Below are 21,091 nucleotides of genomic sequence, written 5' to 3' on the forward strand. Positions count from 1 at the left end.
TAAATCGTTCTTTTTCAAGGAATAAGAAAATGGCAAAGAGTAAATTTGAGCGGACCAAGCCGCACGTGAATGTGGGCACGATTGGTCACGTCGATCATGGTAAAACCACGTTGACGGCGGCCATCGCAACGGTGTTGTCGAAGAAGTTTGGCGGCGAAGCGAAGGCATATGACCAGATTGACGCGGCACCGGAAGAAAAAGCGCGCGGCATCACGATCAATACGGCCCACGTCGAGTACGAAACAGCAGCGCGTCACTACGCGCACGTTGACTGCCCAGGCCATGCCGATTATGTGAAGAACATGATCACGGGTGCGGCGCAGATGGACGGTGCGATTCTGGTGTGTTCGGCAGCAGACGGCCCGATGCCACAGACCCGCGAGCACATCTTGCTGGCACGTCAGGTTGGCGTTCCGTACATCATTGTGTTCCTGAACAAGTGCGACATGGTCGATGACGCCGAGCTGCTTGAGCTGGTCGAAATGGAAGTACGCGAACTGCTGGTGAAGTACGAATTCCCGGGCGACGATCTGCCAATCATCCAGGGTTCGGCGAAGCTGGCGCTGGAAGGCGACTTGGGTCCCTTGGGCGAGCAGGCGATCATGAAGCTGGCCGATGCACTGGACACCTACATCCCGACGCCAGAGCGTGCCGTCGACGGCGCGTTCCTGCTGCCGGTCGAGGACGTGTTCTCGATCTCGGGTCGCGGTACCGTTGTCACGGGTCGTATCGAGCGCGGTATCGTCAAGGTCGGCGAGGAACTGGAAATCATCGGCATTCGCGACACCCAGAAGACGACGTGCACGGGCGTGGAAATGTTCCGCAAATTGCTCGATCAAGGGCAGGCTGGCGACAACGTCGGCGTGCTGCTGCGCGGTACCAAGCGTGAAGATGTCGAGCGGGGTCAAGTGCTGGCCAAGCCGAATTCGATCAAGCCGCACAAGCATTTCACCGGTGAGATCTATGTGCTGTCCAAAGACGAGGGTGGCCGTCATACGCCGTTCTTCAACAACTATCGTCCGCAGTTCTACTTCCGCACCACGGACGTGACCGGATCGATCGAGTTGCCGAAGGATAAAGAGATGGTCATGCCAGGCGACAACGTGTCGATCACCGTGATGTTGATCAACCCGATCGCGATGGAAGAAGGCCTGCGCTTCGCTATTCGTGAAGGCGGTCGCACCGTCGGCGCCGGTGTTGTTGCCAAAATTATTGAGTAAACAGTTCGTCAATAAATTGTTTGTTTTGCCAAAATGCCGCGGATGCTCCCATCCGCGGTTCGCTCTTTAAAGGAATACCATGTCTAGCCAGAACCAAAAGATTCGCATTCGCCTGAAAGCATTCGATTACCGCTTGATCGATCAGTCGGCCCTTGAAATCGTTGAAACCGCCAAGCGTACCGGTGCCGTTGTAAAAGGCCCGGTTCCCCTGCCGACCCGCATTCAGCGTTTTGACGTTCTGCGCTCGCCGCACGTCAACAAGACTTCGCGCGATCAATTCGAAATTCGTACACACGTCCGTCTGATGGATATCGTTGACCCAACCGACAAAACCGTCGATGCGTTGATGAAGCTTGATCTGCCAGCTGGTGTTGACGTCGAAATTAAATTGCAATAATAATTTTATTGAGGTATGTCGCGTTTTCTGTTGTGGAAGAATGCGACTGCAGTTATACTCTTTGGCTTCGGTGGGGAAACGTGACTTATCGCGTTCTCCACGTTATTAGTAGTACAAACATCAGCCCTGCCCAATCGTAGGCGGGAATGGAGAAAAAATGAGCCTTGGCCTAGTCGGTCGCAAGGTTGGTATGATGCGCATTTTTACGGATGACGGAGATTCAATTCCGGTTACCGTACTTGACGTGTCAAACAACCGTGTCACTCAAATCAAAACACCTGAAACTGACGGCTATTCCGCGGTTCAGGTCGCGTTCGGTCAGCGTCGTGCATCGCGCGTCAATCAGGCATCTGCCGGGCATCATGCCAAGGCTGGTGTCGAAGCTGGAACCGTCCTCAAAGAATTCCGCATTGACGCCGCAAAAGCATCCGAGATGAAAGCAGGCGACGTAGTTGCCGCCAGCCTTTTTTCGGTTGGCCAGATGGTCGACGTGCAGGGTACCTCAATCGGTAAGGGTTACGCTGGCGTTATCAAGCGATACAACTTCAGCTCCGGTCGTGCTACCCACGGTAACTCCCGCTCGCACAATGTGCCGGGTTCGATTGGTATGGCGCAGGATCCAGGTCGCGTTTTCCCTGGTAAGCGCATGACCGGTCACATGGGTGACGTTACTGTTACTACACAAAATCTCGAAATCGCCCGTATCGACGCCGATCGTCAGTTGTTGCTGATCAAAGGTGCAGTTCCAGGTGCGAAAAACGGTCAGGTGATTGTTTCCCCTGCCGTTAAAGTCAAAGCCAAGAAGGGAGCCTAAGCGATGGAACTCAAGCTCCTCAATAATCAAGGTCAAGCTGCATCGAACGTCGCCGCGCCGGACACTATTTTCGGCCGTGACTACAATGAAGCGCTGATCCACCAGGTCGTCGTTGCCTATCAGGCAAATGCGCGCAGTGGTAACAGCAAGCAAAAAAATCGCGAAGAAGTGCATCACACGACGAAGAAGCCTTGGCGTCAAAAGGGTACTGGTCGCGCTCGTGCTGGTATGTCATCGTCGCCACTGTGGCGCGGCGGCGGTCGAATTTTCCCGAATTCGCCCGACCAGAACTATACGCACAAAGTTAACAAGAAGATGTACCGCGCTGGCTTGTGTTCGATTTTGTCCCAGTTGGCACGTGAAGGTCGGTTGTCGGTTGTCGAGGAATTCTCGATCGATGCGCCAAAGACCAAGTTGCTGTCGCTGAAGTTGAAGGAAATGGGCCTTGAGTCAGTGTTGATTATTGCTGATGAAATTAATGAGAATTTGCTGTTGGCGTCACGTAACCTGCCAAACGTAATGATCGTTGAGCCGCGCCACGCTGATCCAGTGTCCCTTGTCTTCTACAAGAACATCGTCATCACGAAACCAGCATTGGCCAAGATTGAGGAGATGCTGGCATGAGCGCAAATCTGAAGTACAGCGAAGAGCGATTGATGAAAGTGTTGCTTGCTCCGGTCATTTCGGAAAAAGCCACGTTTATCGCCGAGAAAAATGAACAAGTCGTTTTTCTGATCATGCCTGATGCGACCAAATTGGAAGTCAAGGCTGCAGTTGAGTTGCTTTTCAAAGTCGAAGTCGAGTCGGTGCAAGTCGCCAATCGTCAGGGCAAGAAAAAGCGCTCGGGCAAGTTCAATGGTCGCCGCAATCATACGCGCCGCGCCTTTGTCTGCCTCAAGCCTGGTCAGGAAATCAACTTCACCGAGGAGGCTAAATAATGGCACTCGTTAAAGTCAAGCCAACCTCGCCTGGCCGTCGTGGCATGGTCAAGGTTGTCAATGCGGATCTGTACAAAGGCCGCCCATTTGCAGGTCTGATCGAGGCGCAGTCGAAAAGCGCTGGTCGGAACAACAATGGTCATATCACTACCCGTCATATCGGTGGTGGCCATAAGCAACATTATCGCGTCATCGACTTTCGTCGGACCAAGGACGGTATTCCGGCCAAGGTCGAGCGCATTGAATATGATCCGAACCGCAGTGCCAATATCGCGCTGCTGTGCTACGCCGATGGCGAACGGCACTACATCATCGCAACCAAGGGTCTGGCTGTCGGCGACCAGTTGATGAATGGCTCGGAAGCGCCAATCAAATCTGGTAACTGCCTCCCAATCAGGAATATTCCTGTCGGCACAACGATGCATTGCGTCGAAATGCTTCCAGGGAAGGGTGCTCAGATGGCCCGCACCGCTGGCGCTGGTGTCGTTCTGATGGCGCGTGAAGGGATCTACGCCCAAGTGCGTTTGCGTTCAGGCGAAGTTCGTCGCGTTCACGTCGAGTGTCGTGCGACAGTTGGCGAAGTCGGCAACGGCGAGCACAACCTGCGCAAGATCGGTAAAGCCGGTGCAATGCGTTGGCGTGGTGTGCGTCCGACCGTTCGCGGTGTGGTCATGAATCCTGTCGATCATCCGCATGGTGGTGGTGAAGGTAAAACCGCTGCTGGTCGTCACCCGGTCTCGCCGTGGGGTCAGCAAACCAAGGGCAAGAAGACGCGCCGCAACAAGCGTACTACGTCAATGATCATTTCGCGCCGCGGCAAGAAATAAGGAAAAAAAATGACACGTTCATTGAAAAAAGGGCCGTTTTGTGACGCCCACCTTGTGAAGAAGGTTGAGACCGCGCAAGCGATCAAAGACAAGAAGCCAATCAAGACATGGTCACGTCGTTCGACGATCATGCCTGACTTCATTGGTTTGACAATTGCGGTACACAACGGCAAGCAGCACGTGCCGGTGTACGTCTCCGAAAACATGGTTGGCCACAAGCTCGGCGAATTCGCATTGACCCGTACGTTCAAGGGTCATGCCGCCGATAAGAAGGCGAAGAAATAAGGTCCGATGATGGAAACTAAAGCTACCCTCCGCGGTGTGCGCCTCTCGGCCCAAAAGGGTCGTCTGGTTGCCGATCTTATCCGTGGCAAAAAAGTTGATCAAGCGCTCAATATCTTGCAATTCAGCCCGAAGAAAGGCGCTGTTATCATCAAGCGCGTTCTCGAGTCAGCGATTGCAAACGCCGAGCATAACGACGGCGCGGATATTGATGAATTGAAGGTCACGACGATTTACGTCGAAAAAGGTTCGGTCTTGAAGCGCTTTACTGCACGCGCCAAGGGCCGGGGTGATCGTATCTCAAAACAATCCTGTCACATCTACGTGACTGTCGGTAACTAAGGGGTCACGATGGGACAGAAGATACATCCGACTGGATTCCGTTTATCCGTCACACGCAATTGGGGCTCACGTTGGTATGCAGGTAATGCAAACTTCGCGACGATGCTGATTGAAGATTTGAAGGTTCGCGCCTACCTCAAGACCAAACTGAAGAACGCTTCAGTCGGTCGCGTGGTGATCGAGCGTCCTGCGAAAAACGCACGCATCACCATTTACAGCTCCCGTCCAGGCGTTGTAATTGGCAAAAAGGGCGAGGACATCGAAGTGCTGAAGACCGCACTTGCCAAGATGATGGGCGTGCCCGTGCACGTCAACATCGAAGAAATCCGCAAGCCCGAAACCGATGCACAATTGATTGCAGACTCGATCGCTCAGCAGCTCGAGAAGCGCATCATGTTCCGCCGTGCGATGAAGCGTGCCATGCAAAATGCCATGCGTCTTGGCGCCCAAGGCATCAAGATCATGTCATCGGGTCGCTTGAATGGTATTGAGATTGCTCGTAAGGAATGGTATCGCGAAGGCCGCGTTCCACTTCATACCCTTCGCGCCGATATTGATTATGGTTTCGGTGAGGCATTGACGACATACGGCATCATCGGCATCAAGGTGTGGGTTTACAAGGGCGATCGTTTGGCCAATGGTGAAGCACCAATGATCGATGTGGCGTCGGATGACGATAAGAAGCGTCGCGCGCCACGCCGGGATGACGGCAAGCCAAACACACGTCCACGGACTGCTCGCCCTGAGGGTCAACCAAGTGCGGCTGCTCCTGGTGGGCCAAGTGCCGCCAAGCGCGTACGTGCCGCCAAGAAGCCAGATGGTACTGCCGATGTTGCAGCGCCGGTTCAGGCTGAGAAAGCAGGAGAATAATCATGCTGCAACCAGCACGCAGAAAGTACCGCAAGGAACAAAAGGGCCGCAACAAGGGGATCTCGCATTCCCGCGGCACGGCCGTTTCATTCGGCGAATTTGGCCTCAAGGCAATTGGTCGTGGTCGTATCACTGCACGCCAGATCGAAGCTGCCCGGCGCGCAATGACTCGTCATATCAAACGCGGTGGTCGGATCTGGATCCGTATTTTCCCGGACAAGCCAATTTCCCAAAAGCCGGCCGAAGTTCGGATGGGTAACGGTAAAGGTAATCCTGAGTATTACGTTGCCGAGATTCAGCCAGGTAAAATGTTGTATGAGATGGATGGCGTTGATGAGGCGTTGGCTCGTGAGGCGTTCCGTCTTGCGGCTGCCAAGTTGCCACTGCTGACTACATTTGTTGTTCGTCAAGTCGGCCAATAAGAGGAGTGAATATGAAAACATCTGAACTCCAAGGCAAGGACCAAGCGGCTTTGACCAAGGAATTGAACGAATTGCTGCGCGCCCAGTTCGGGCTACGCATGCAAATCGCGACCCAGCAATTGAGCAATACGTCCCAGTTGAAGAAGGTTCGTCGCGATATCGCTCGTGTAAAAACTGTTATGAACTCGAAGGACGCCAAATAATGAACGATCCAGTGAAACAAGCGCCGCTCAAGCGCACGCTGATTGGAAAAGTGGTGTCCGACAAGATGGACAAAACCGTCACGGTATTGATTGAGCGTCACGTCAAGCATCCTCTGTACGGCAAGATCATCATGCGTTCGAACAAATACCACGCGCACAATGAGTCCAATCAAGCAAAGACCGGTGATACGGTGGAAATTCAGGAAGGCCGTCCTATTTCGAAGACGAAAGCCTGGACCGTGACCCGCGTCGTGCAAGCCGCGCAAATAGTTTAAATTGCTGTTGTAAGGTCGGCACATAGGTGCCATAATGCATGGCTTCGCCGCACATCAAGTTCAACACTTGATTATGCTGGCGAAGCAAGTTCAAGGTTTTGGAAATCGTCCACCCAATCAGTAGCGTCGCAAGGCGGTTCTGGCGGGACCAAGACTAACCGTGATGTCGCATCGTGCGGCGTGAGCGGGTTAAGTTGGGAAAGAAAAATTATGATTCAAACAGAAAGCCGGCTAGAAGTAGCTGACAACACTGGTGCGCGCGAAGTTATGTGCATCAAGGTGTTAGGCGGTTCCAAGCGCCGCTATGCGGGGATTGGCGACGTCATCAAAGTTACCGTCAAGGTTGCTGCGCCCCGAGGCCGCGTAAAGAAGGGCGAAATCTACAATGCAGTCGTAGTTCGCACGGCAAAGGGTGTTCGGCGCCAGGATGGTTCGTTGGTCAAGTTTGATACCAACGCTGCTGTGCTTTTGAACGCCAAGCTCGAGCCGATCGGCACGCGTATTTTTGGGCCTGTGACACGTGAGCTGCGCACTGAGCGCTTCATGAAAATCGTGTCCCTTGCTCCTGAAGTTTTGTAAGGAGTAACGATGGATAAGATTAAGAAAAACGATGAAGTTATCGTGTTGGCTGGCAAAGACAAAGGCAAGCGAGGCTTGGTCTTGCAGCGCGTTGATGGCGAGCATGTCTTGGTCGATGGCGTGAATGTTGCCAAAAAAGCGACCAAGCCTAACCCAATGACGGGCACGACAGGTGGCATCGTTGACAAGCTGATGCCGATTCATGTATCGAACGTTGCGCTGTTTAATGCGGCAACTGGCAAAGCTGATCGTGTTGGCTTCAAGACTGTGGACGGTAGTTTGGTTCGCGTTTTCAAGTCCAGTGGCGCAGCGGTGAAGGTTTAAAGATCATGGCCCGTTTACAAGAGATTTATAAAGAGAAAATTGTCGCTGATTTGACGGCGAAATTTTCTTACAAGTCGGTAATGGAAGTGCCGCGCATTCTGAAGATCACCCTGAATATGGGTCTTTCTGAGGCAATCGCCGACAAGAAAATTATCGAGCACGCTGTTGGCGACCTGACAAAAATTGCAGGCCAAAAGCCTGTGGTTACCAAGGCAAGGAAGGCAATCGCTGGATTCAAAATCCGTGAGGGCTATCCGATTGGATGCATGGTGACGTTGCGCGGTGCACACATGTACGAGTTCCTTGATCGTTTCGTGACCGTTGCCCTTCCACGGGTTCGTGACTTCCGCGGAGTGTCGGGCCGGGCATTTGACGGTCGTGGAAATTACAATATCGGTGTGAAAGAGCAAATCATTTTCCCCGAGATTGAATACGACAAGATTGACGTGTTGCGTGGTCTGAATATCAGTATCACCACGACCGCGAAGACCGACGAAGAAGCGAAAGCGCTACTCGCCGCATTTAAATTCCCGTTTAGAAACTGAGGTTGCCATGGCAAAACTGGCATTGATTAACCGCGAACAAAAGCGTGCTGACCTGGTAAAGAAATTTGCCCCGAAGCGTGCTGCGTTGAAGGCAATCATTGATGACCAATCGAAGTCGGAAGAGGAGCGTTATGAAGCGCGCCTGAAGTTGCAGGCTCTGCCTCGCAACTCTGCTCCGACTCGGCAACGTAATCGTTGCGCATTGACTGGTCGCCCACGTGGCACTTTCCGCAAGTTCGGTCTGGGCCGTATCAAACTCCGTGAAGTCGCCATGCGTGGCGAAGTTCCCGGAATGACAAAAGCAAGCTGGTAATAGGAGAATATGCAATGAGTATGAGCGATCCTATCGCCGATATGCTGACCCGTATCCGCAATGCGCAGGTTGTGCAGAAGACCACGGTTTCGATGCCGTCGTCCAAGGTCAAGATTGCAATTGCCGATGTCCTGAAGGACGAGGGTTACATTGAAGATTTCGCTGTCACCGAGGCTGGTGGCAAAGCGGAACTGAAAATCGGTTTGAAGTATTACGCAGGTCGTCCTGTAATTGAGCGCCTGGAGCGTGTATCCCGTCCAGGATTGCGCATCTACAAAGGCAAGGATGATATTCCTAACGTCATGAACGGCTTGGGTGTGGCGATCGTCTCCACGCCAAAAGGTGTGATGACAGACCGCAAAGCGCGCGCAACCGGTGTCGGTGGCGAAGTTATTTGTTACGTCGCCTAAGGAGTGCAAGATGTCACGAGTAGGTAAAATGCCGGTCGCGCTGCCAAGCGGCGCCGAGGCGACGATTTCCGATAAATGGATCTCCATCAAGGGCCCAATGGGGACATTGACCCAGGCGCTTACTGGCTTGGTGCTGGTGGTCAATGAAAACGGAATGTTGAAATTTTCGGTTGCCAATGACAGCCGCGAGGCCAACGCGATGTCCGGTACGCTGCGCGCGTTGGTGAACAATATGGTTGAGGGCGTTACCAAGGGCTTTGAGAAAAAGCTCAATTTGGTTGGCGTGGGCTACAAGGCTCAGGCACAAGGAGACAAGTTGAACCTGTCCCTTGGCTTTTCGCATCCAGTTGTGCATCAGATGCCTGAGGGTGTGAAATGCGAGACGCCAACGCCGACCGAGATCCTGATCAAGGGTATCAACCGTCAGAGCGTAGGCCAAGTAGCCGCTGAAGTTCGAGCCTATCGCCCACCTGAGCCCTATAAAGGCAAGGGCGTCCGTTATTCGGGCGAAGTGGTAGTCATTAAAGAAACCAAGAAGAAGTAATAGAGGTTGACGATGGATAAGAAACAATCACGTCTGCGCCGGTCACGCCAAACCCGTGCCAAGATCGCAGAGTTAAAGGTTACCCGTCTCGCGGTGCATCGTACCAATTTGCACATTTACGCGACGATTATCGGCCCGGACGCAACCGTTCTTGCTTCTGCGTCTACGTTGGAAGCGGAAGTTCGACTTGAACTTGCTGGTCAGTCCGGCAAGGGCGGCAATGCTGCAGCGGCCGCACTGGTTGGCAAGCGCGTTGCCGAGAAGGCTCTCAAGGCTGGAATCGCCGAAGTCGCTTTTGACCGCTCCGGTTTTCGTTACCATGGGCGTGTCAAGGCAGTAGCCGAAGCGGCGCGTGAAGCTGGTCTGAAGTTCTAAGGAAGAATCATCATGGCAAAAATGCAATCCAAGATGCAAACGGAAAAGCCAGACGATGGCATGCGCGAAAAAATGATCGCGGTTAACCGTGTGACCAAAGTGGTCAAGGGTGGTCGTATCATGGGTTTCGCAGCGTTGGCAGTCGTCGGTGATGGCGATGGTCGCATCGGTATGGGCAAGGGCAAGTCGAAGGAAGTTCCAGTCGCAGTGCAGAAAGCAATGGAAGAAGCGCGCCGCAACCTGGTTAAGGTTCCGGTAAAGAACGGTACGCTTCCGCACGCCGTGACCGGCAAACACGGTGCGTCATCGGTGCTGATGATGCCGGCAAAAGACGGTACAGGCGTGATCGCAGGTGGCCCGATGCGCGCGATTTTCGAAGTCATGGGTGTGACGAACGTGGTTGCCAAATCGACCGGTTCAACAAACCCATACAACATGGTTCGGGCTACGCTGGACGGCTTGGCCAAATTGAATACTGAGTCTGACATCGCGGCGAAGCGCGGCAAGTCGGTCGAAGAAATTCTGAGCTAAGGTGAGCGAAATGGCAAAGACAGTAAAAGTGACGTTGGTCAAGGGTTTGATCGGTACGCGCGAGACACATCGTGCAACGGTTCGCGGCCTTGGTTTGCGTGGAATTGATTCGGTTTCGGAACTTGAAGACACGCCATCGGTACGCGGCATGATTAATAAAGTTTCGTATCTAGTAAAAGTCATTTCGTAAGCCTTTGGCTCGCGGATAGGAAAAATTATGGAATTGAATAATATTCAACCAGCTGACGGTGCAAAGCACTACAAGCGTCGTGTTGGCCGCGGTATTGGTTCTGGCATCGGTAAGACTGCCGGTCGTGGGCACAAGGGACAGAAGTCCCGTGCTGGTGGATTCCACAAGGTTGGCTTCGAGGGCGGACAGATGCCACTGCAGCGGCGCCTGCCGAAGCGCGGATTCAAGTCCCTTGCGACGCCTTACAAGGCGGAAGTCCGACTGTCCGATCTGGAGAAGTTGCCAGTTCTGGATGTCGATATCCTGGCACTGAAACAAGCTGGCGTGATCTCCGAACTCGCACGTGTTGTCCGCGTGATTCTGTCGGGTGAGCTCACCAAAAAGGTTTCATTGAAGGGCTTGATCGTCACCAAGGGCGCAAAAGCTGCTATTGAAGCCGCTGGCGGCTCAGTCGCTTAACGTCTCGGATTAATTGGAGCGCGAATTGGCAACAGGTCCTCAGGCTGCGAAAAATACCTCAAGTGGATTTCCTTGGGGCAGGTTGTGGTTTTTGCTTGCGGCACTTGTCGTTTATCGTATCGGTGCGCACATCCCGGTGCCTGGAATTGACCCGTTGCAGTTGTCGCAGTTGTTCAAGCAAAACCAGGGTGGCATTCTGGGAATGTTTAATATGTTCTCAGGTGGTGCTCTGTCGCGGTTTACCGTGTTTGCTTTGGGGATCATGCCGTACATCTCTGCCTCTATCATCATGCAGTTGATGTCCATCGTTTCTCCTCAGCTCGAGGCATTAAAAAAAGAAGGCGAATCAGGTCGTCGCAAAATTACGCAATACACCAGGTACGGTACGCTTTTGTTGGCGCTGTTTCAGGCGTTGGGAATTGCGGTTGCGCTCGAGTCGCAGGCTGGACTTGTTCTCGATCCGGGCTTGGCGTTCAGGTTCACCTGCGTCGTGACCCTTGTGACAGGAACAATGTTTTTGATGTGGCTGGGTGAGCAGATTACCGAACGCGGACTTGGTAACGGTATTTCGATTATCATTTTTGCCGGTATTGCGGCCGGGCTGCCAACTGCACTCGGCGGGCTCTTTGAACTTGTTCGTAACGGTTCGATGAATGCCTTGTCTGCTATCTTCATCTGCGTGATTGTTGCGGCTGTTACCTACATTGTTGTCTTCATTGAACGTGGTCAGCGCAAGATTTTGGTGAATTACGCCAAGCGTCAGGTAGGGAACAAGATCTATGGTGGGCAGAGCAGTCATCTGCCGTTGAAGCTGAATATGGCCGGTGTAATCCCTCCGATCTTTGCGTCGTCGATCATTCTTTTTCCGGCCACGATAACGAGTTGGTTTACTGCCGGGGATACGACAAACCCGTTCGTCCGATTCTTGAAGGACCTGTCGGCATCGTTGGCTCCAGGTGAGCCGATCCATGCGCTCTTGTATGCAGTTGCGATTGTCTTTTTCTGCTTTTTTTACACAGCGCTGGTTTTCAACAGCAAAGAGACTGCCGACAACCTGAAAAAGAGCGGAGCCTTCGTACCGGGAATTCGGCCTGGTGATCAGACGGCACGTTATATCGATAGAATTTTGACCAGACTGACATTGGCTGGCGCGGTCTACATTACGCTTGTTTGCCTGTTGCCCGAGTTTCTGGTCGCCAAGTACAAGGTTCCGTTCTATTTTGGTGGAACATCACTTCTGATCATTGTCGTAGTGACGATGGATTTTATGGCGCAGGTTCAAAACTACGTCATGTCGCAGCAATACGAATCGTTGCTTCGTAAAGCGAATTTCAAGGGCGGAATTCCGACTCGCTAAGCGCCCAGGAGACCGAGCAAACCGAATGGCAAAAGACGACGTTATACAAATGCAGGGTGAGATTCTTGAGAATCTCCCGAATGCTACATTTAGAGTCAAGTTGGAAAATGGACATGTCGTTCTCGGGCACATTTCCGGGAAAATGCGGATGAACTACATTCGTATTCTCCCAGGAGACAAGGTTACCGTCGAATTGACACCGTATGATTTGAGTCGGGCTCGTATCGTATTCCGAACCAAATAGCGTTTAATTGAATTTAGAACAGAGAGAAAGAGGGCAAACATGAAGGTGCTCGCATCAATCAAGCAGATCTGCCGCAACTGCAAGATCATCAAGCGCAAGGGCGTTGTTCGTGTCATTTGCATCACACCGCGCCATAAACAGCGTCAAGGTTAATTAACGTTATTGATTGAGGAATAACGAATGGCACGTATAGCAGGGGTCAATATCCCAAATCATCAGCACACCGTAATTGGCTTGACAGCAATTTATGGTGTTGGGCGTCCGCGTGCAGAGAAAATCTGCACCACGACCGGCGTTTTGTCGACAAAGAAGATCAAAGATCTTGACGATAGCGAACTCGAAAAACTGCGCGATGAAATCGCAAAGTTTGTCGTTGAAGGCGATCTGCGTCGCGAAGTTTCCATGAACATCAAGCGTTTGATGGATTTGGGCTGCTACCGCGGTCTGCGCCATCGTAAAGGTTTGCCATGCCGTGGTCAGCGCACCCGTACGAATGCGCGGACTCGCAAGGGCCCACGTAAAGCAGCGCAGTCGTTGAAAAAATAATCAAGCATCTGCTTGATTTGATGGATTCAAGGAAATAATTATGGCAAAAGCCCCAAACAACGCCGCTGCGGCGCGCGTTCGTAAAAAAGTTAAAAAGAACGTTGCTGAGGGGATTGCGCATATTCACGCTTCCTTCAATAACACGATCATCACGATCACCGATCGCCAGGGCAATGCGCTTTCATGGGCAACGTCCGGCGGTGCCGGCTTCAAGGGTTCGCGTAAATCGACACCGTTTGCAGCACAGGTAGCGGCTGAAGCTGCAGGTAAAGTGGCGGTTGAGTGCGGCGTGAAGAATCTTGAAGTGCGAATCAAGGGCCCAGGTCCTGGTCGCGAGTCGGCTGTGCGCGCATTGAACAATCTGGGTATCAAGATCACCGAGATTCAAGATGTCACGCCTGTGCCGCACAACGGTTGCCGTCCGCCGAAGCGCCGTCGTATTTGAGGCGATGCTGTTGTCGCATTTGCTGTTGCCCGCCAGTCGCCTTGGCGGGTTTTGTTCTTAAGCCCACCGTTTGATCGCAGGTAGATCGGACTAGCGTTTCGGCAAATCCCGAGGGGTTTGCGGGTTACGTCATGACATAAAGGAAATTCACGTGGCACGTTATATTGGCCCTAAGGCAAAGCTATCCCGTCGCGAAGGCACTGACCTCTTTCTTAAGAGCGCACGTCGGTCCCTCGATTCAAAGTGCAAACTGGATTCGAAGCCAGGTCAGCACGGTCGCACTTCTGGTGCGCGGACATCTGACTATGGTAACCAGCTCCGCGAGAAGCAAAAAGTAAAGCGGATGTACGGCGTGATGGAACGTCAGTTCCGCCGCTATTTCGCTGAGGCGGATCGTCGCAAGGGTAATACCGGCGAAACCCTGCTCAAGCTGCTTGAGGGGCGTCTCGACAACGTGGTTTATCGCATGGGTTTTGGTTCAACTCGCGCTGAAGGCCGTCAGCTGGTTTCGCACAAGGCATTCACTGTCAACGGTATCGTTGTCAACATTGCGTCGTATCAGGTCAAGGCTGGTGATGTCGTCGCCGTCCGTGAAAAGGCAATGAAACAGGTGCGCATTGTCGAGGCACTGTCACTTGCCGAGCAGATTGGCATGCCGTCATGGGTATCCGTTGATCCGAAGAAGATGGAAGGGATTCTGAAATCCCTGCCGGATCGCAGCGAGATCGCCGCCGACGTCAATGAATCGCTGATCGTCGAACTGTATTCCCGTTAATATTCGCATCGCTGCCCATCGGTCTCCGATGGGCATTTTTCGTAATGCCATCAGCCTTATCGGTGTAATGAGCCGAGGGTATTGAAGAGGACATTTCATGCAAAACAGTTTGTTGAAGCCACGTATTATCGAAGTCGAAGCATTGGGTGCCGGGCACGCCAAGGTTGTCATGGAGCCGTTCGAGCGTGGCTATGGCCATACGCTGGGCAATGCTCTTCGCCGCGTGCTGTTGTCATCGATGGTGGGATACGCACCGACCGAAGTAACAATCGCCGGTGTCGTACATGAATATTCGTCGCTGGATGGCGTGCAGGAAGACGTCGTCGACATGTTGTTGAACCTGAAAGGTGTCGTCTTCAAGTTGCACAATCGCGACGAAGTCACGCTGACCCTGAAAAAGGACGGCGAAGGCGCCGTCCTTGCTTCCGATATCGACTTGCCGCATGACGTCGAACTGATCAATCCGGACCACGTCATTGCGCATCTGACTGCTGGCGGCAAGCTGGACATGCAGATCAAGGTCGAAAAGGGCCGTGGTTATGTTCCTGGTAATGTGCGTCGGTTGGCTGAGGATGCCAACAAGACCATTGGCCGCATCATTCTTGATGCATCCTTTTCGCCGGTTCGTCGGGTGTCGTACTTTGTTGAGTCTGCGCGCGTCGAACAGCGTACCGACCTCGACAAGTTGATCATCAACATCGAGACAAACGGCGTGATTACGCCGGAAGAGGCGATTCGTCAGTCGGCCCGCGTACTCGTTGACCAGCTGAACGTGTTTGCCGCGCTCGAGGGAACAGAAGCAACCGCAGAGGCACCTTCCCGTGCACCGTCGGTGGATCCTATCCTGTTGCGTCCGGTCGATGATCTTGAGTTGACGGTCCGGTCGGCGAACTGCCTGAAAGCCGAAAATATCTATTACATCGGCGATCTGATTCAACGCAGCGAGAATGAGCTGTTGAAGACGCCAAATCTGGGCCGGAAATCGCTCAACGAAATCAAGGAAGTGCTTGCATCGCGTGGTTTGACGCTCGGTATGAAGCTGGAAAACTGGCCACCTGCCGGTTTGGAAAAATAAGTAGCTGTTTGCCTGAACGTGGCCCATAATTCTGGCCTCGTTTTGGTGCTGTCATCAACCCAGAATTTCACACATACCGGCCCGCGGCGTCTATTTTCGGATGCCGATCGAAGAGCTGGATTAATATTAAACACTGAAAGGTATCACCATGCGTCATCGTCACGGTCTTCGTAAATTAAATCGCACGTCGTCACATCGCCTCGCCATGCTCCGCAACATGACCGTTTCCCTGTTGCGCCATGAGGCCATCAAAACAACGGTACCGAAAGCCAAGGAATTGCGTCGGGTCATCGAGCCAATCCTGACCCTGGGCAAAACCGACACGCTGGCCAACAAGCGCCTCGCGTTCAACCGACTGCGCGACCGCGAAATGGTCGTCAAGCTGTTCGCCGAGCTGGGTCCGCGCTACGCGAATCGCAATGGTGGTTACTTGCGTATCCTGAAAATGGGCTTCCGCGTTGGTGACAATGCACCGATGGCTTACATCGAGCTGTTGGATCGTCCGACTGACACGGAAGCAGTTGAAGTCGACGAAGCAGAATAACTGCTTGAGCAGTTAGCTATAAAGCCAGGCGATGCCTGGCTTTTTCGTTTCTGGCCGCAACTGCCATTTTGTCCCGGCCTGAGGAAATGGCTTCTTTGCTCAGGCTGTTGAGGCAGCGATCAAAAATCTGTCAGGACCAAGGTGCTCGCGTGACCAACAGCAGCGCAAGTGAAAAGCGTATTGCGGCATCGGCCGTGCCCGGCCATGCGCCCAAAGCGTTCGCCAGGTTGATGTGGCAAGATGTGCGCGTGCTGGCTGTGTCCACATGCGGCTTCGTTCGACTATCCGGAAAAACCTCAATGTTCAAACATTCATTACGCCGTAGCCTGCACGATTTCGTCATTATCCTGGCAATGATTCTGGGCCTCGGCATTGTGAGCACAGCCGCAAGAGCTGGGGATGATTACCTCGAGCCCGAGCGCGCCTTTCAGTTTTCGGCCGTGATGACAACGCCAAAGCTCGCAATAGTGACCTACCGGATCGCGGATGGGTATTACATGTACCGTGAGCGCTTCAGCTTCAAGGTCGATAGTGGAAGTGCGGGCGTCCCGAATTTTCCGGCGCCGTTGATGAAGTTTGACAAAACCTTCCAGCGTAACGTCGAGACCTACCGCGGCAGCGTGATGATCGAGGTTCCGGTCGACGCCAACGGCAGCTTTACCCTCACCGCGATTGGGCAAGGTTGCGCGGACGCGGGCCTGTGCTATGCGCCACAGGAGAGCAAAGCGATACTCTCGACAACAGCCTTGGCGGCACCTCTGCAATCTGCTTCGAATTCGGGCCCATCTGCCGATTTTCCGCGAACCGGAGCGGCGGCATCGGACGACACAGGACGCATTGAGACTGTTTTGCGCAGCGGGCGCCTGCTTCTAATCCTGCCGTTGTTCTTTCTGCTGGGACTGGGGCTCTCGTTTACGCCGTGTGTCTTGCCGATGGTGCCGATTTTGTCTGCCATCATCGTGGGTGAGGGAGCCACGGTGGGACGCACGCGGGGCTTCATCCTGTCACTCAACTATGCGTTGGGGATGGCGATTGTGTACACCGCGCTCGGTATTGCTGCCGGCCTAATCGGTGAAGGGCTTGCTGCAACGCTGCAGAATCCGTGGATCCTGGGAGGATTCGCACTGTTGATGGTTGGATTGGCGCTGTCGATGTTTGACGTGTACCAGTTGCAAATGCCCGCGTTCGTGCAGGAGCGGCTGATGACAACCTCCGGTCAGCAACGCCCCGGAAAACTACTGGGTGTGTTTGCGATGGGTTCGCTGTCGGCATTGATCGTCGGGCCCTGCGTGGCCGCACCGTTGGCGGGTGCATTGGTTTACATCAGCCAGACGCGCGACGTCACGCTAGGTGGCTCGGCACTGTTCGCGATGGCCGCTGGCATGAGTGTGCCACTTCTGCTCGTTGGAATTTCTGCCGGCGCCTTGCTGCCGCGCGCCGGCGCCTGGATGGCGGAGGTAAAGCGCTTCTTTGGCGTGCTGATGCTCGCGGTGGCGCTGTGGATGGTGACGCCGATACTGCCGCTCGCGCTGCAAATGCTGGCCTGGATGGGGCTCGCGCTCGGTTACGGGGCATACCTGTTATTTGCCACGCGAACTGGGTGGGTGGGCAAGGCGTTGGGTATTGGCTTCGCCGCTGTCGGCCTGTTGGAACTGGTCGGCGTGGCAACGGGAGGGCGGGATGTCCTGGAGCCACTCGGGCATCTATCTTCGTCACGATCCCCGCCGCTCACTTTTACGCGCGTCAAATCAAGCGTGGAACTCGACCTGGCCTTGCGCAATAACCCTGGCAAGGTGGTCATGCTCGATTTCTATGCGGACTGGTGTGTCTCCTGCAAGGAAATGGAGAAACTGACGTTCACAGCGCAAGCCATACGCGCCAGCCTTGACCGCATGGTTGTGCTGCAAGCGGACGTAACGGCGAACAATGCGGACGACAAGGCCCTGTTGAAACGATTTCATTTGTTCGGACCGCCAGGGATCCTGTTTTTCAAGCAAGGAAGTGAATTAGCCAATGCGCGGGTCATCGGCTATCAGCCGCCTGACAAATTCGCTCAGTCGCTAAGTGTGATTGGCGATCTTTGACCCGTATCAATTGATCGGTCGGCGGTTATTTGCATAGAGGGGAAAAATCGTTGAGCGATCCCTTTGGCAAAGCTATAGTTGACTTCTTTTCATCAGGGAGACAGCTATGACACTGCGTTTAGGCGATACCGCCCCCGATTTCGAACAAGACAGTTCAATCGGAAGGATCAAGTTCCACGAATGGGCTGGCGACGCGTGGGTGGTGCTGTTTTCGCATCCCGCCGACTTTACCCCGGTCTGCACCACAGAACTTGGCCTGACTGCCAAGCTCAAGCCCGAATTCGACAAGCGCAATGTCAAGGCAATTGCGCTATCGGTTGATGCGGCGGATAAACATCTGCAATGGATCAAGGACATCGAGCAAACCCAGCACACTGTGGTGGGATTTCCCATCATTGCCGATGCCGACAAGTCGGTCGCGGAACTGTACGACATGATTCATCCGAACCAGTCGGAGACCATGACAGTGCGTTCACTGTTCGTGATCGATCCTCGCAAAAAGGTGCGCCTGATGATTACGTATCCAATGAGCACCGGCCGTAATTTCGACGAAGTGTTACGCGTGATTGACGCACTTCAGCTCACCGATGCCTATACCGTCGCGACGCCGGGAAATTGGCGCGATGGCGATGATGTGATCATTCCCCTGTCGATTCAGGATGAGGCGGTCATCAAGCAAAAATACCCGAAGGGCTACGTCGCCGCCAAGCCTTACTTGCGCATCACGCCGCAGCCGAACAAGTAACCTTGCCCGGGTAAATGCAGAACGTGGCTGTGTCTGCCCGGTTACTCGTCGAGATAATGTTTGCGGCGGAAAAACAGCAGCAAGCCGATCACAATCACTGCCATGCTGCCCATCGTCAGCCAAAAGCCCTGCGGATTGGTCAACAGCGGCATGACCTGGAAATTCATGCCGAAAATCCCGGTGATCAGCGTCAACGGCATGAACAACGCGGTGATTACGGTCAGGGTGCGGACGATCTCGCTGGTCCGGTGCGACATCGCCGAAAAGTGAATCTGCACGGCTGATTCAATGGACGACTCAAGGCGCCGCGCGTGCCCGAGAACGCGCGCCACATGTTCAATCACATCATTGACACGCACCAGCAGCAGGTCCTTGGCGCGGTCGTCTTCGCCCTGACGTACGCTGTCGACAAAGTGATCCCGCAATTCCTGCAGGGCGTCGTGCTGTTCTTCACACAGATGGTCCAGTTTGCGCAAGGCGATGCGCGCGTCAAGCAGCGCCATCCAGTCCTTGAAGGGCCGCTGTGCGTCGAGCAGGGCGCGCTGCCAGCGATCGATCTGGTCGGTCAGCGGCTGGCGCAGGGCGAGGTATTGATCCACCATGGCGTTGAGCAGGCGCAGCATCAATTCCTGTGGCGAGGCCGGCAGGTGCATGCTGTGACTGCCGCCGTTAAGGTTCTGACGATATTCAAGCATGCGCGTACGGGCCGCGTCGATGGTCCGGCTCTGATCACCGTGCACCGTAATCAGGACGCGATCGGTGACGAAAAAGGTGACCGGTTGCGTCAGCAGATCGATCAGCGCTGCCGGTATTTTTCTGGTCGCCCGGCTCGGCTCCGGGGGCGACGTTGAAGCGGCGCCATCAAGGGTGGCGGCGAGCGAAAGCTTGCGGAAAACCACCATTTCATAATCATGCGTCGAGTCAAAATAGGATGGGTGCAGCAGGTTCATCGCATCCGTCATGTGCAGGTCGTAAATGGCAACGCCGGTAATGCGTTCGATTTCGTTTCGCCATGCATCCGGATCGGCAGCTATCTCATCGAGCCTGGCGTCAATCCATACGAATCCTTTCGCCGGCAGCCCGGTCGTGCCCACTACGCACGGGGTCACACTGTGTTCAGTGATCTGGAAGATGTCCATGTACTTTTCTGTGCAGGTTAAATAATTTCCACGTCATGGCCAGTGAGGCGACGCACCACGCAACGATGACGACCTGATAGGAGGGCGTCAGCGGCACACCGCCGAACCACGCCTGCGTCGACAGGATCGCCGCAGCCGTCGCAACCAGTCGCAAACTTTCGAGCAGGCGATAGTGCGACGATTCCTGTTGCATCAGTCCGCCCACAATCCAGAGGCCTCCGATCAGCCAGCCGGCATACAGAAGCGTGAGGGGCATCGATAAGGTTGCGTGCGCTGCAAGAAAATGCGTTGTCACCAACAGCAGCAGACTGAACTGCATCAGACAATAAGCCAGCGACGCGGTTGATAACGGTGGATGAAACACTTCGCGGCGGATATCGAAAGCGGCGCCTGGCCAGCGTGCCGCCACATCGGCCGGCCTCCAGCCCGGTCGCGCCACCCAGACCTTGAGCTTGTCCAGGAAGCGGCTCGCGTGCCATGCATCGAACCAGAGCGAGCGATACACGTCCAGATTCGCGATCAGCGGATTCCAGCTGCGTAGTGGACTGCGTGTTCCGTAAACCACCGGCTCATCGACGTGTTCTTCAACGAAGGTGCCGAACCATCGATCCCACAGGATCAGGATGCCGCCATAATTCTTGTCGAGGTAGATGTCGTTGACGCCGTGATGGGCGCGGTGATTCGAAGGCGACACGAATACGCGATCAAACCAGCCGAGCCTGCCAATCTGTTCGGTATGGACCCAGAATTGATACAGTAAATCGATCAGGGCGATGACAATGAACACCTCGACCGGAACGCCGATGAGTGCCAATGGCAAATAAAAGATCCAGGACAAGAACGCGCCGGTGCTGGTTTGCCGCAATGCTGTCGACAGGTTGTACGCTTCACTTTGATGGTGCACCACATGCGCGGCCCAGAGCACGTTGACTTCATGCCCCATCCGGTGCAGCCAGTAATAACAGAAATCGTAGAGCAACAGGCCCAGCACCCAGACCCACACACTCGTGGGAGACAGGTTGAACAACGCGATATGGGCGACCATCCAGGCATAAATGCCGACCTGAAAAATCTTGAAGAACGCTCCGGAGACCTGGCTCATGACACCGAGGCTGATGCTGTTGATCGCATCATTGGCGCGATAGCCGGTCCGTCCGCGCAGGTGCCCGATAAGTAATTCTGCAAAGATCAGCAGGAAGAACACCGGGGTCGCCAGTGTGATGACTTTCTCTTGCATCGGGTGTCTCCGCGCCGGCTTGGCCGGTCATTTTCAATTC

Annotated in this window: 34 protein-coding genes; 32 read left to right on the top strand and 2 right to left on the bottom strand. The window is 54.1% G+C overall.

What is annotated here, in order from left to right:
* Positions 1-29: 29 nt before the first annotated feature.
* The 32 genes from tuf (at position 30) to RCH09_RS05360 (ending at position 18,675) form a co-directional block, all read left to right on the top strand.
* A complete protein-coding gene (gene tuf, locus RCH09_RS05205) occupies positions 30-1,220 on the top strand; it encodes an elongation factor Tu (protein WP_326939977.1) in 1,191 nt (396 codons plus the stop codon).
* A gap of 79 nt (positions 1,221-1,299) precedes the next feature.
* The gene (gene rpsJ / locus RCH09_RS05210) at positions 1,300-1,617 is read left to right on the top strand and encodes a 30S ribosomal protein S10 (RefSeq protein WP_326939989.1); all 318 of its coding nucleotides are present in this window, start codon (positions 1,300-1,302) and stop codon (positions 1,615-1,617) included.
* A 157-nt stretch (positions 1,618-1,774) separates the two neighbouring features.
* Entirely contained in the window at positions 1,775-2,431 is a 657-nt protein-coding gene (rplC, locus tag RCH09_RS05215) for a 50S ribosomal protein L3 (protein ID WP_326939990.1), read from the top strand.
* A 3-nt stretch (positions 2,432-2,434) separates the two neighbouring features.
* Positions 2,435-3,055: a 50S ribosomal protein L4 gene (gene rplD, locus RCH09_RS05220; protein WP_326939991.1), complete on the top strand. Its 621-nt coding sequence runs from the start codon at positions 2,435-2,437 to the stop codon at positions 3,053-3,055.
* On the top strand, positions 3,052-3,369 hold the full coding sequence (gene rplW, locus RCH09_RS05225) for a 50S ribosomal protein L23 (RefSeq protein ID WP_326939992.1): 318 nt from the start codon (positions 3,052-3,054) through the stop codon (positions 3,367-3,369). Before rplD ends, rplW begins: the two co-directional genes overlap by 4 nt.
* Complete coding sequence (rplB, locus tag RCH09_RS05230) at positions 3,369-4,196, top strand: 50S ribosomal protein L2 (protein ID WP_326939993.1); 828 nt, start codon at positions 3,369-3,371, stop codon at positions 4,194-4,196. The genes rplW and rplB overlap by 1 nt, the downstream gene beginning before the upstream one ends.
* A 9-nt stretch (positions 4,197-4,205) precedes the next feature.
* Positions 4,206-4,481 (top strand): 30S ribosomal protein S19, encoded by a 276-nt coding sequence (gene rpsS / locus RCH09_RS05235; protein ID WP_008113170.1) that lies wholly within the window; start codon positions 4,206-4,208, stop codon positions 4,479-4,481.
* Between the two features lie 6 nt (positions 4,482-4,487).
* Positions 4,488-4,820 (top strand): 50S ribosomal protein L22, encoded by a 333-nt coding sequence (gene rplV / locus RCH09_RS05240; protein ID WP_009665822.1) that lies wholly within the window; start codon positions 4,488-4,490, stop codon positions 4,818-4,820.
* Between the two features lie 9 nt (positions 4,821-4,829).
* Positions 4,830-5,690 (top strand): 30S ribosomal protein S3, encoded by an 861-nt coding sequence (gene rpsC, locus RCH09_RS05245; RefSeq protein WP_326939995.1) that lies wholly within the window; start codon positions 4,830-4,832, stop codon positions 5,688-5,690.
* A 2-nt stretch (positions 5,691-5,692) separates the two neighbouring features.
* Positions 5,693-6,112, top strand: coding sequence for a 50S ribosomal protein L16 (gene rplP / locus RCH09_RS05250; RefSeq protein ID WP_133330579.1), 420 nt, complete (start codon positions 5,693-5,695; stop codon positions 6,110-6,112).
* Positions 6,113-6,123: 11 nt separating this feature from the next.
* Entirely contained in the window at positions 6,124-6,315 is a 192-nt protein-coding gene (gene rpmC, locus RCH09_RS05255) for a 50S ribosomal protein L29 (protein WP_326939996.1), read from the top strand.
* On the top strand, positions 6,315-6,590 hold the full coding sequence (gene rpsQ / locus RCH09_RS05260) for a 30S ribosomal protein S17 (protein ID WP_326939997.1): 276 nt from the start codon (positions 6,315-6,317) through the stop codon (positions 6,588-6,590). Before rpmC ends, rpsQ begins: the two co-directional genes overlap by 1 nt.
* Positions 6,591-6,800: 210 nt before the next feature.
* Positions 6,801-7,169 carry a 50S ribosomal protein L14 gene (gene rplN, locus RCH09_RS05265; protein ID WP_009665817.1) on the top strand — a complete coding sequence of 123 codons (369 nt, stop codon included), beginning with the start codon at positions 6,801-6,803 and terminating at the stop codon, positions 7,167-7,169.
* A 9-nt stretch (positions 7,170-7,178) separates the two neighbouring features.
* On the top strand, positions 7,179-7,493 hold the full coding sequence (gene rplX / locus RCH09_RS05270; RefSeq protein WP_326939998.1) for a 50S ribosomal protein L24: 315 nt from the start codon (positions 7,179-7,181) through the stop codon (positions 7,491-7,493).
* A gap of 5 nt (positions 7,494-7,498) precedes the next feature.
* Positions 7,499-8,038 (top strand): 50S ribosomal protein L5, encoded by a 540-nt coding sequence (gene rplE, locus RCH09_RS05275; protein ID WP_326939999.1) that lies wholly within the window; start codon positions 7,499-7,501, stop codon positions 8,036-8,038.
* 7 nt (positions 8,039-8,045) lie between these two features.
* Complete coding sequence (gene rpsN / locus RCH09_RS05280) at positions 8,046-8,351, top strand: 30S ribosomal protein S14 (RefSeq protein WP_326940000.1); 306 nt, start codon at positions 8,046-8,048, stop codon at positions 8,349-8,351.
* Positions 8,352-8,365: 14 nt separating this feature from the next.
* A complete protein-coding gene (rpsH, locus tag RCH09_RS05285) occupies positions 8,366-8,761 on the top strand; it encodes a 30S ribosomal protein S8 (RefSeq protein ID WP_326940001.1) in 396 nt (131 codons plus the stop codon).
* A gap of 10 nt (positions 8,762-8,771) precedes the next feature.
* Positions 8,772-9,305, top strand: a complete 534-nt coding sequence (gene rplF / locus RCH09_RS05290) for a 50S ribosomal protein L6 (protein WP_326940002.1) — start codon at positions 8,772-8,774, stop codon at positions 9,303-9,305.
* Positions 9,306-9,317: 12 nt separating this feature from the next.
* Positions 9,318-9,680 carry a 50S ribosomal protein L18 gene (gene rplR / locus RCH09_RS05295; RefSeq protein ID WP_326940003.1) on the top strand — a complete coding sequence of 121 codons (363 nt, stop codon included), beginning with the start codon at positions 9,318-9,320 and terminating at the stop codon, positions 9,678-9,680.
* Positions 9,681-9,692: 12 nt separating this feature from the next.
* Entirely contained in the window at positions 9,693-10,211 is a 519-nt protein-coding gene (gene rpsE, locus RCH09_RS05300) for a 30S ribosomal protein S5 (protein ID WP_326940004.1), read from the top strand.
* A gap of 10 nt (positions 10,212-10,221) precedes the next feature.
* Positions 10,222-10,401: a 50S ribosomal protein L30 gene (gene rpmD, locus RCH09_RS05305; protein ID WP_326940005.1), complete on the top strand. Its 180-nt coding sequence runs from the start codon at positions 10,222-10,224 to the stop codon at positions 10,399-10,401.
* 27 nt (positions 10,402-10,428) lie between these two features.
* Complete coding sequence (gene rplO / locus RCH09_RS05310) at positions 10,429-10,860, top strand: 50S ribosomal protein L15 (RefSeq protein WP_326940006.1); 432 nt, start codon at positions 10,429-10,431, stop codon at positions 10,858-10,860.
* Between the two features lie 25 nt (positions 10,861-10,885).
* Entirely contained in the window at positions 10,886-12,217 is a 1,332-nt protein-coding gene (gene secY / locus RCH09_RS05315; RefSeq protein ID WP_326940063.1) for a preprotein translocase subunit SecY, read from the top strand.
* Positions 12,218-12,242: 25 nt separating this feature from the next.
* On the top strand, positions 12,243-12,461 hold the full coding sequence (gene infA, locus RCH09_RS05320; RefSeq protein WP_005663428.1) for a translation initiation factor IF-1: 219 nt from the start codon (positions 12,243-12,245) through the stop codon (positions 12,459-12,461).
* A gap of 39 nt (positions 12,462-12,500) precedes the next feature.
* A complete protein-coding gene (rpmJ, locus tag RCH09_RS05325) occupies positions 12,501-12,614 on the top strand; it encodes a 50S ribosomal protein L36 (RefSeq protein WP_326940008.1) in 114 nt (37 codons plus the stop codon).
* Positions 12,615-12,641: 27 nt separating this feature from the next.
* Positions 12,642-13,007, top strand: a complete 366-nt coding sequence (rpsM, locus tag RCH09_RS05330) for a 30S ribosomal protein S13 (protein WP_326940009.1) — start codon at positions 12,642-12,644, stop codon at positions 13,005-13,007.
* A 40-nt stretch (positions 13,008-13,047) separates the two neighbouring features.
* Positions 13,048-13,452: a 30S ribosomal protein S11 gene (rpsK, locus tag RCH09_RS05335; RefSeq protein WP_326940010.1), complete on the top strand. Its 405-nt coding sequence runs from the start codon at positions 13,048-13,050 to the stop codon at positions 13,450-13,452.
* Between the two features lie 151 nt (positions 13,453-13,603).
* Positions 13,604-14,227, top strand: a complete 624-nt coding sequence (rpsD, locus tag RCH09_RS05340) for a 30S ribosomal protein S4 (RefSeq protein ID WP_326940011.1) — start codon at positions 13,604-13,606, stop codon at positions 14,225-14,227.
* 97 nt (positions 14,228-14,324) lie between these two features.
* Positions 14,325-15,302, top strand: coding sequence for a DNA-directed RNA polymerase subunit alpha (locus RCH09_RS05345; RefSeq protein WP_326940012.1), 978 nt, complete (start codon positions 14,325-14,327; stop codon positions 15,300-15,302).
* A 148-nt stretch (positions 15,303-15,450) separates the two neighbouring features.
* A complete protein-coding gene (gene rplQ, locus RCH09_RS05350; protein ID WP_326940013.1) occupies positions 15,451-15,846 on the top strand; it encodes a 50S ribosomal protein L17 in 396 nt (131 codons plus the stop codon).
* Between the two features lie 353 nt (positions 15,847-16,199).
* Complete coding sequence (dsbD, locus tag RCH09_RS05355) at positions 16,200-17,930, top strand: protein-disulfide reductase DsbD (protein WP_326940064.1); 1,731 nt, start codon at positions 16,200-16,202, stop codon at positions 17,928-17,930.
* A gap of 106 nt (positions 17,931-18,036) precedes the next feature.
* Entirely contained in the window at positions 18,037-18,675 is a 639-nt protein-coding gene (locus tag RCH09_RS05360; RefSeq protein ID WP_326940014.1) for a peroxiredoxin, read from the top strand.
* 41 nt (positions 18,676-18,716) lie between these two features.
* Here RCH09_RS05360 and RCH09_RS05365 read toward each other — a convergent pair whose 3' ends face one another.
* Positions 18,717-19,814 carry a magnesium transporter CorA family protein gene (locus RCH09_RS05365; RefSeq protein WP_326940015.1) on the bottom strand — a complete coding sequence of 366 codons (1,098 nt, stop codon included), beginning with the start codon at positions 19,812-19,814 and terminating at the stop codon, positions 18,717-18,719.
* Complete coding sequence (locus RCH09_RS05370; protein ID WP_326940016.1) at positions 19,792-21,051, bottom strand: sterol desaturase family protein; 1,260 nt, start codon at positions 21,049-21,051, stop codon at positions 19,792-19,794. Before RCH09_RS05370 ends, RCH09_RS05365 begins: the two co-directional genes overlap by 23 nt.
* Positions 21,052-21,091: the final 40 nt, after the last annotated feature.

Origin of the sequence: Actimicrobium sp. GrIS 1.19 (assembly GCF_035984655.1) — a bacterium.
In the GTDB taxonomy this organism is placed as follows: Bacteria; Pseudomonadota; Gammaproteobacteria; order Burkholderiales; family Burkholderiaceae_D; genus Actimicrobium.

Coding starts and splice junctions, on each gene's coding strand:
- tuf (WP_326939977.1), top strand. CDS start 30: ATGGCAAAGAGTAAATTTGAGCGGACCAAGCCGCACGTGAATGTGGGC.
- rpsJ (WP_326939989.1), top strand. CDS start 1,300: ATGTCTAGCCAGAACCAAAAGATTCGCATTCGCCTGAAAGCATTCGAT.
- rplC (WP_326939990.1), top strand. CDS start 1,775: ATGAGCCTTGGCCTAGTCGGTCGCAAGGTTGGTATGATGCGCATTTTT.
- rplD (WP_326939991.1), top strand. CDS start 2,435: ATGGAACTCAAGCTCCTCAATAATCAAGGTCAAGCTGCATCGAACGTC.
- rplW (WP_326939992.1), top strand. CDS start 3,052: ATGAGCGCAAATCTGAAGTACAGCGAAGAGCGATTGATGAAAGTGTTG.
- rplB (WP_326939993.1), top strand. CDS start 3,369: ATGGCACTCGTTAAAGTCAAGCCAACCTCGCCTGGCCGTCGTGGCATG.
- rpsS (WP_008113170.1), top strand. CDS start 4,206: ATGACACGTTCATTGAAAAAAGGGCCGTTTTGTGACGCCCACCTTGTG.
- rplV (WP_009665822.1), top strand. CDS start 4,488: ATGATGGAAACTAAAGCTACCCTCCGCGGTGTGCGCCTCTCGGCCCAA.
- rpsC (WP_326939995.1), top strand. CDS start 4,830: ATGGGACAGAAGATACATCCGACTGGATTCCGTTTATCCGTCACACGC.
- rplP (WP_133330579.1), top strand. CDS start 5,693: ATGCTGCAACCAGCACGCAGAAAGTACCGCAAGGAACAAAAGGGCCGC.
- rpmC (WP_326939996.1), top strand. CDS start 6,124: ATGAAAACATCTGAACTCCAAGGCAAGGACCAAGCGGCTTTGACCAAG.
- rpsQ (WP_326939997.1), top strand. CDS start 6,315: ATGAACGATCCAGTGAAACAAGCGCCGCTCAAGCGCACGCTGATTGGA.
- rplN (WP_009665817.1), top strand. CDS start 6,801: ATGATTCAAACAGAAAGCCGGCTAGAAGTAGCTGACAACACTGGTGCG.
- rplX (WP_326939998.1), top strand. CDS start 7,179: ATGGATAAGATTAAGAAAAACGATGAAGTTATCGTGTTGGCTGGCAAA.
- rplE (WP_326939999.1), top strand. CDS start 7,499: ATGGCCCGTTTACAAGAGATTTATAAAGAGAAAATTGTCGCTGATTTG.
- rpsN (WP_326940000.1), top strand. CDS start 8,046: ATGGCAAAACTGGCATTGATTAACCGCGAACAAAAGCGTGCTGACCTG.
- rpsH (WP_326940001.1), top strand. CDS start 8,366: ATGAGTATGAGCGATCCTATCGCCGATATGCTGACCCGTATCCGCAAT.
- rplF (WP_326940002.1), top strand. CDS start 8,772: ATGTCACGAGTAGGTAAAATGCCGGTCGCGCTGCCAAGCGGCGCCGAG.
- rplR (WP_326940003.1), top strand. CDS start 9,318: ATGGATAAGAAACAATCACGTCTGCGCCGGTCACGCCAAACCCGTGCC.
- rpsE (WP_326940004.1), top strand. CDS start 9,693: ATGGCAAAAATGCAATCCAAGATGCAAACGGAAAAGCCAGACGATGGC.
- rpmD (WP_326940005.1), top strand. CDS start 10,222: ATGGCAAAGACAGTAAAAGTGACGTTGGTCAAGGGTTTGATCGGTACG.
- rplO (WP_326940006.1), top strand. CDS start 10,429: ATGGAATTGAATAATATTCAACCAGCTGACGGTGCAAAGCACTACAAG.
- infA (WP_005663428.1), top strand. CDS start 12,243: ATGGCAAAAGACGACGTTATACAAATGCAGGGTGAGATTCTTGAGAAT.
- rpmJ (WP_326940008.1), top strand. CDS start 12,501: ATGAAGGTGCTCGCATCAATCAAGCAGATCTGCCGCAACTGCAAGATC.
- rpsM (WP_326940009.1), top strand. CDS start 12,642: ATGGCACGTATAGCAGGGGTCAATATCCCAAATCATCAGCACACCGTA.
- rpsK (WP_326940010.1), top strand. CDS start 13,048: ATGGCAAAAGCCCCAAACAACGCCGCTGCGGCGCGCGTTCGTAAAAAA.
- RCH09_RS05345 (WP_326940012.1), top strand. CDS start 14,325: ATGCAAAACAGTTTGTTGAAGCCACGTATTATCGAAGTCGAAGCATTG.
- rplQ (WP_326940013.1), top strand. CDS start 15,451: ATGCGTCATCGTCACGGTCTTCGTAAATTAAATCGCACGTCGTCACAT.
- dsbD (WP_326940064.1), top strand. CDS start 16,200: ATGATTCTGGGCCTCGGCATTGTGAGCACAGCCGCAAGAGCTGGGGAT.
- RCH09_RS05360 (WP_326940014.1), top strand. CDS start 18,037: ATGACACTGCGTTTAGGCGATACCGCCCCCGATTTCGAACAAGACAGT.
- RCH09_RS05365 (WP_326940015.1), bottom strand. CDS start 19,814: ATGGACATCTTCCAGATCACTGAACACAGTGTGACCCCGTGCGTAGTG.
- RCH09_RS05370 (WP_326940016.1), bottom strand. CDS start 21,051: ATGCAAGAGAAAGTCATCACACTGGCGACCCCGGTGTTCTTCCTGCTG.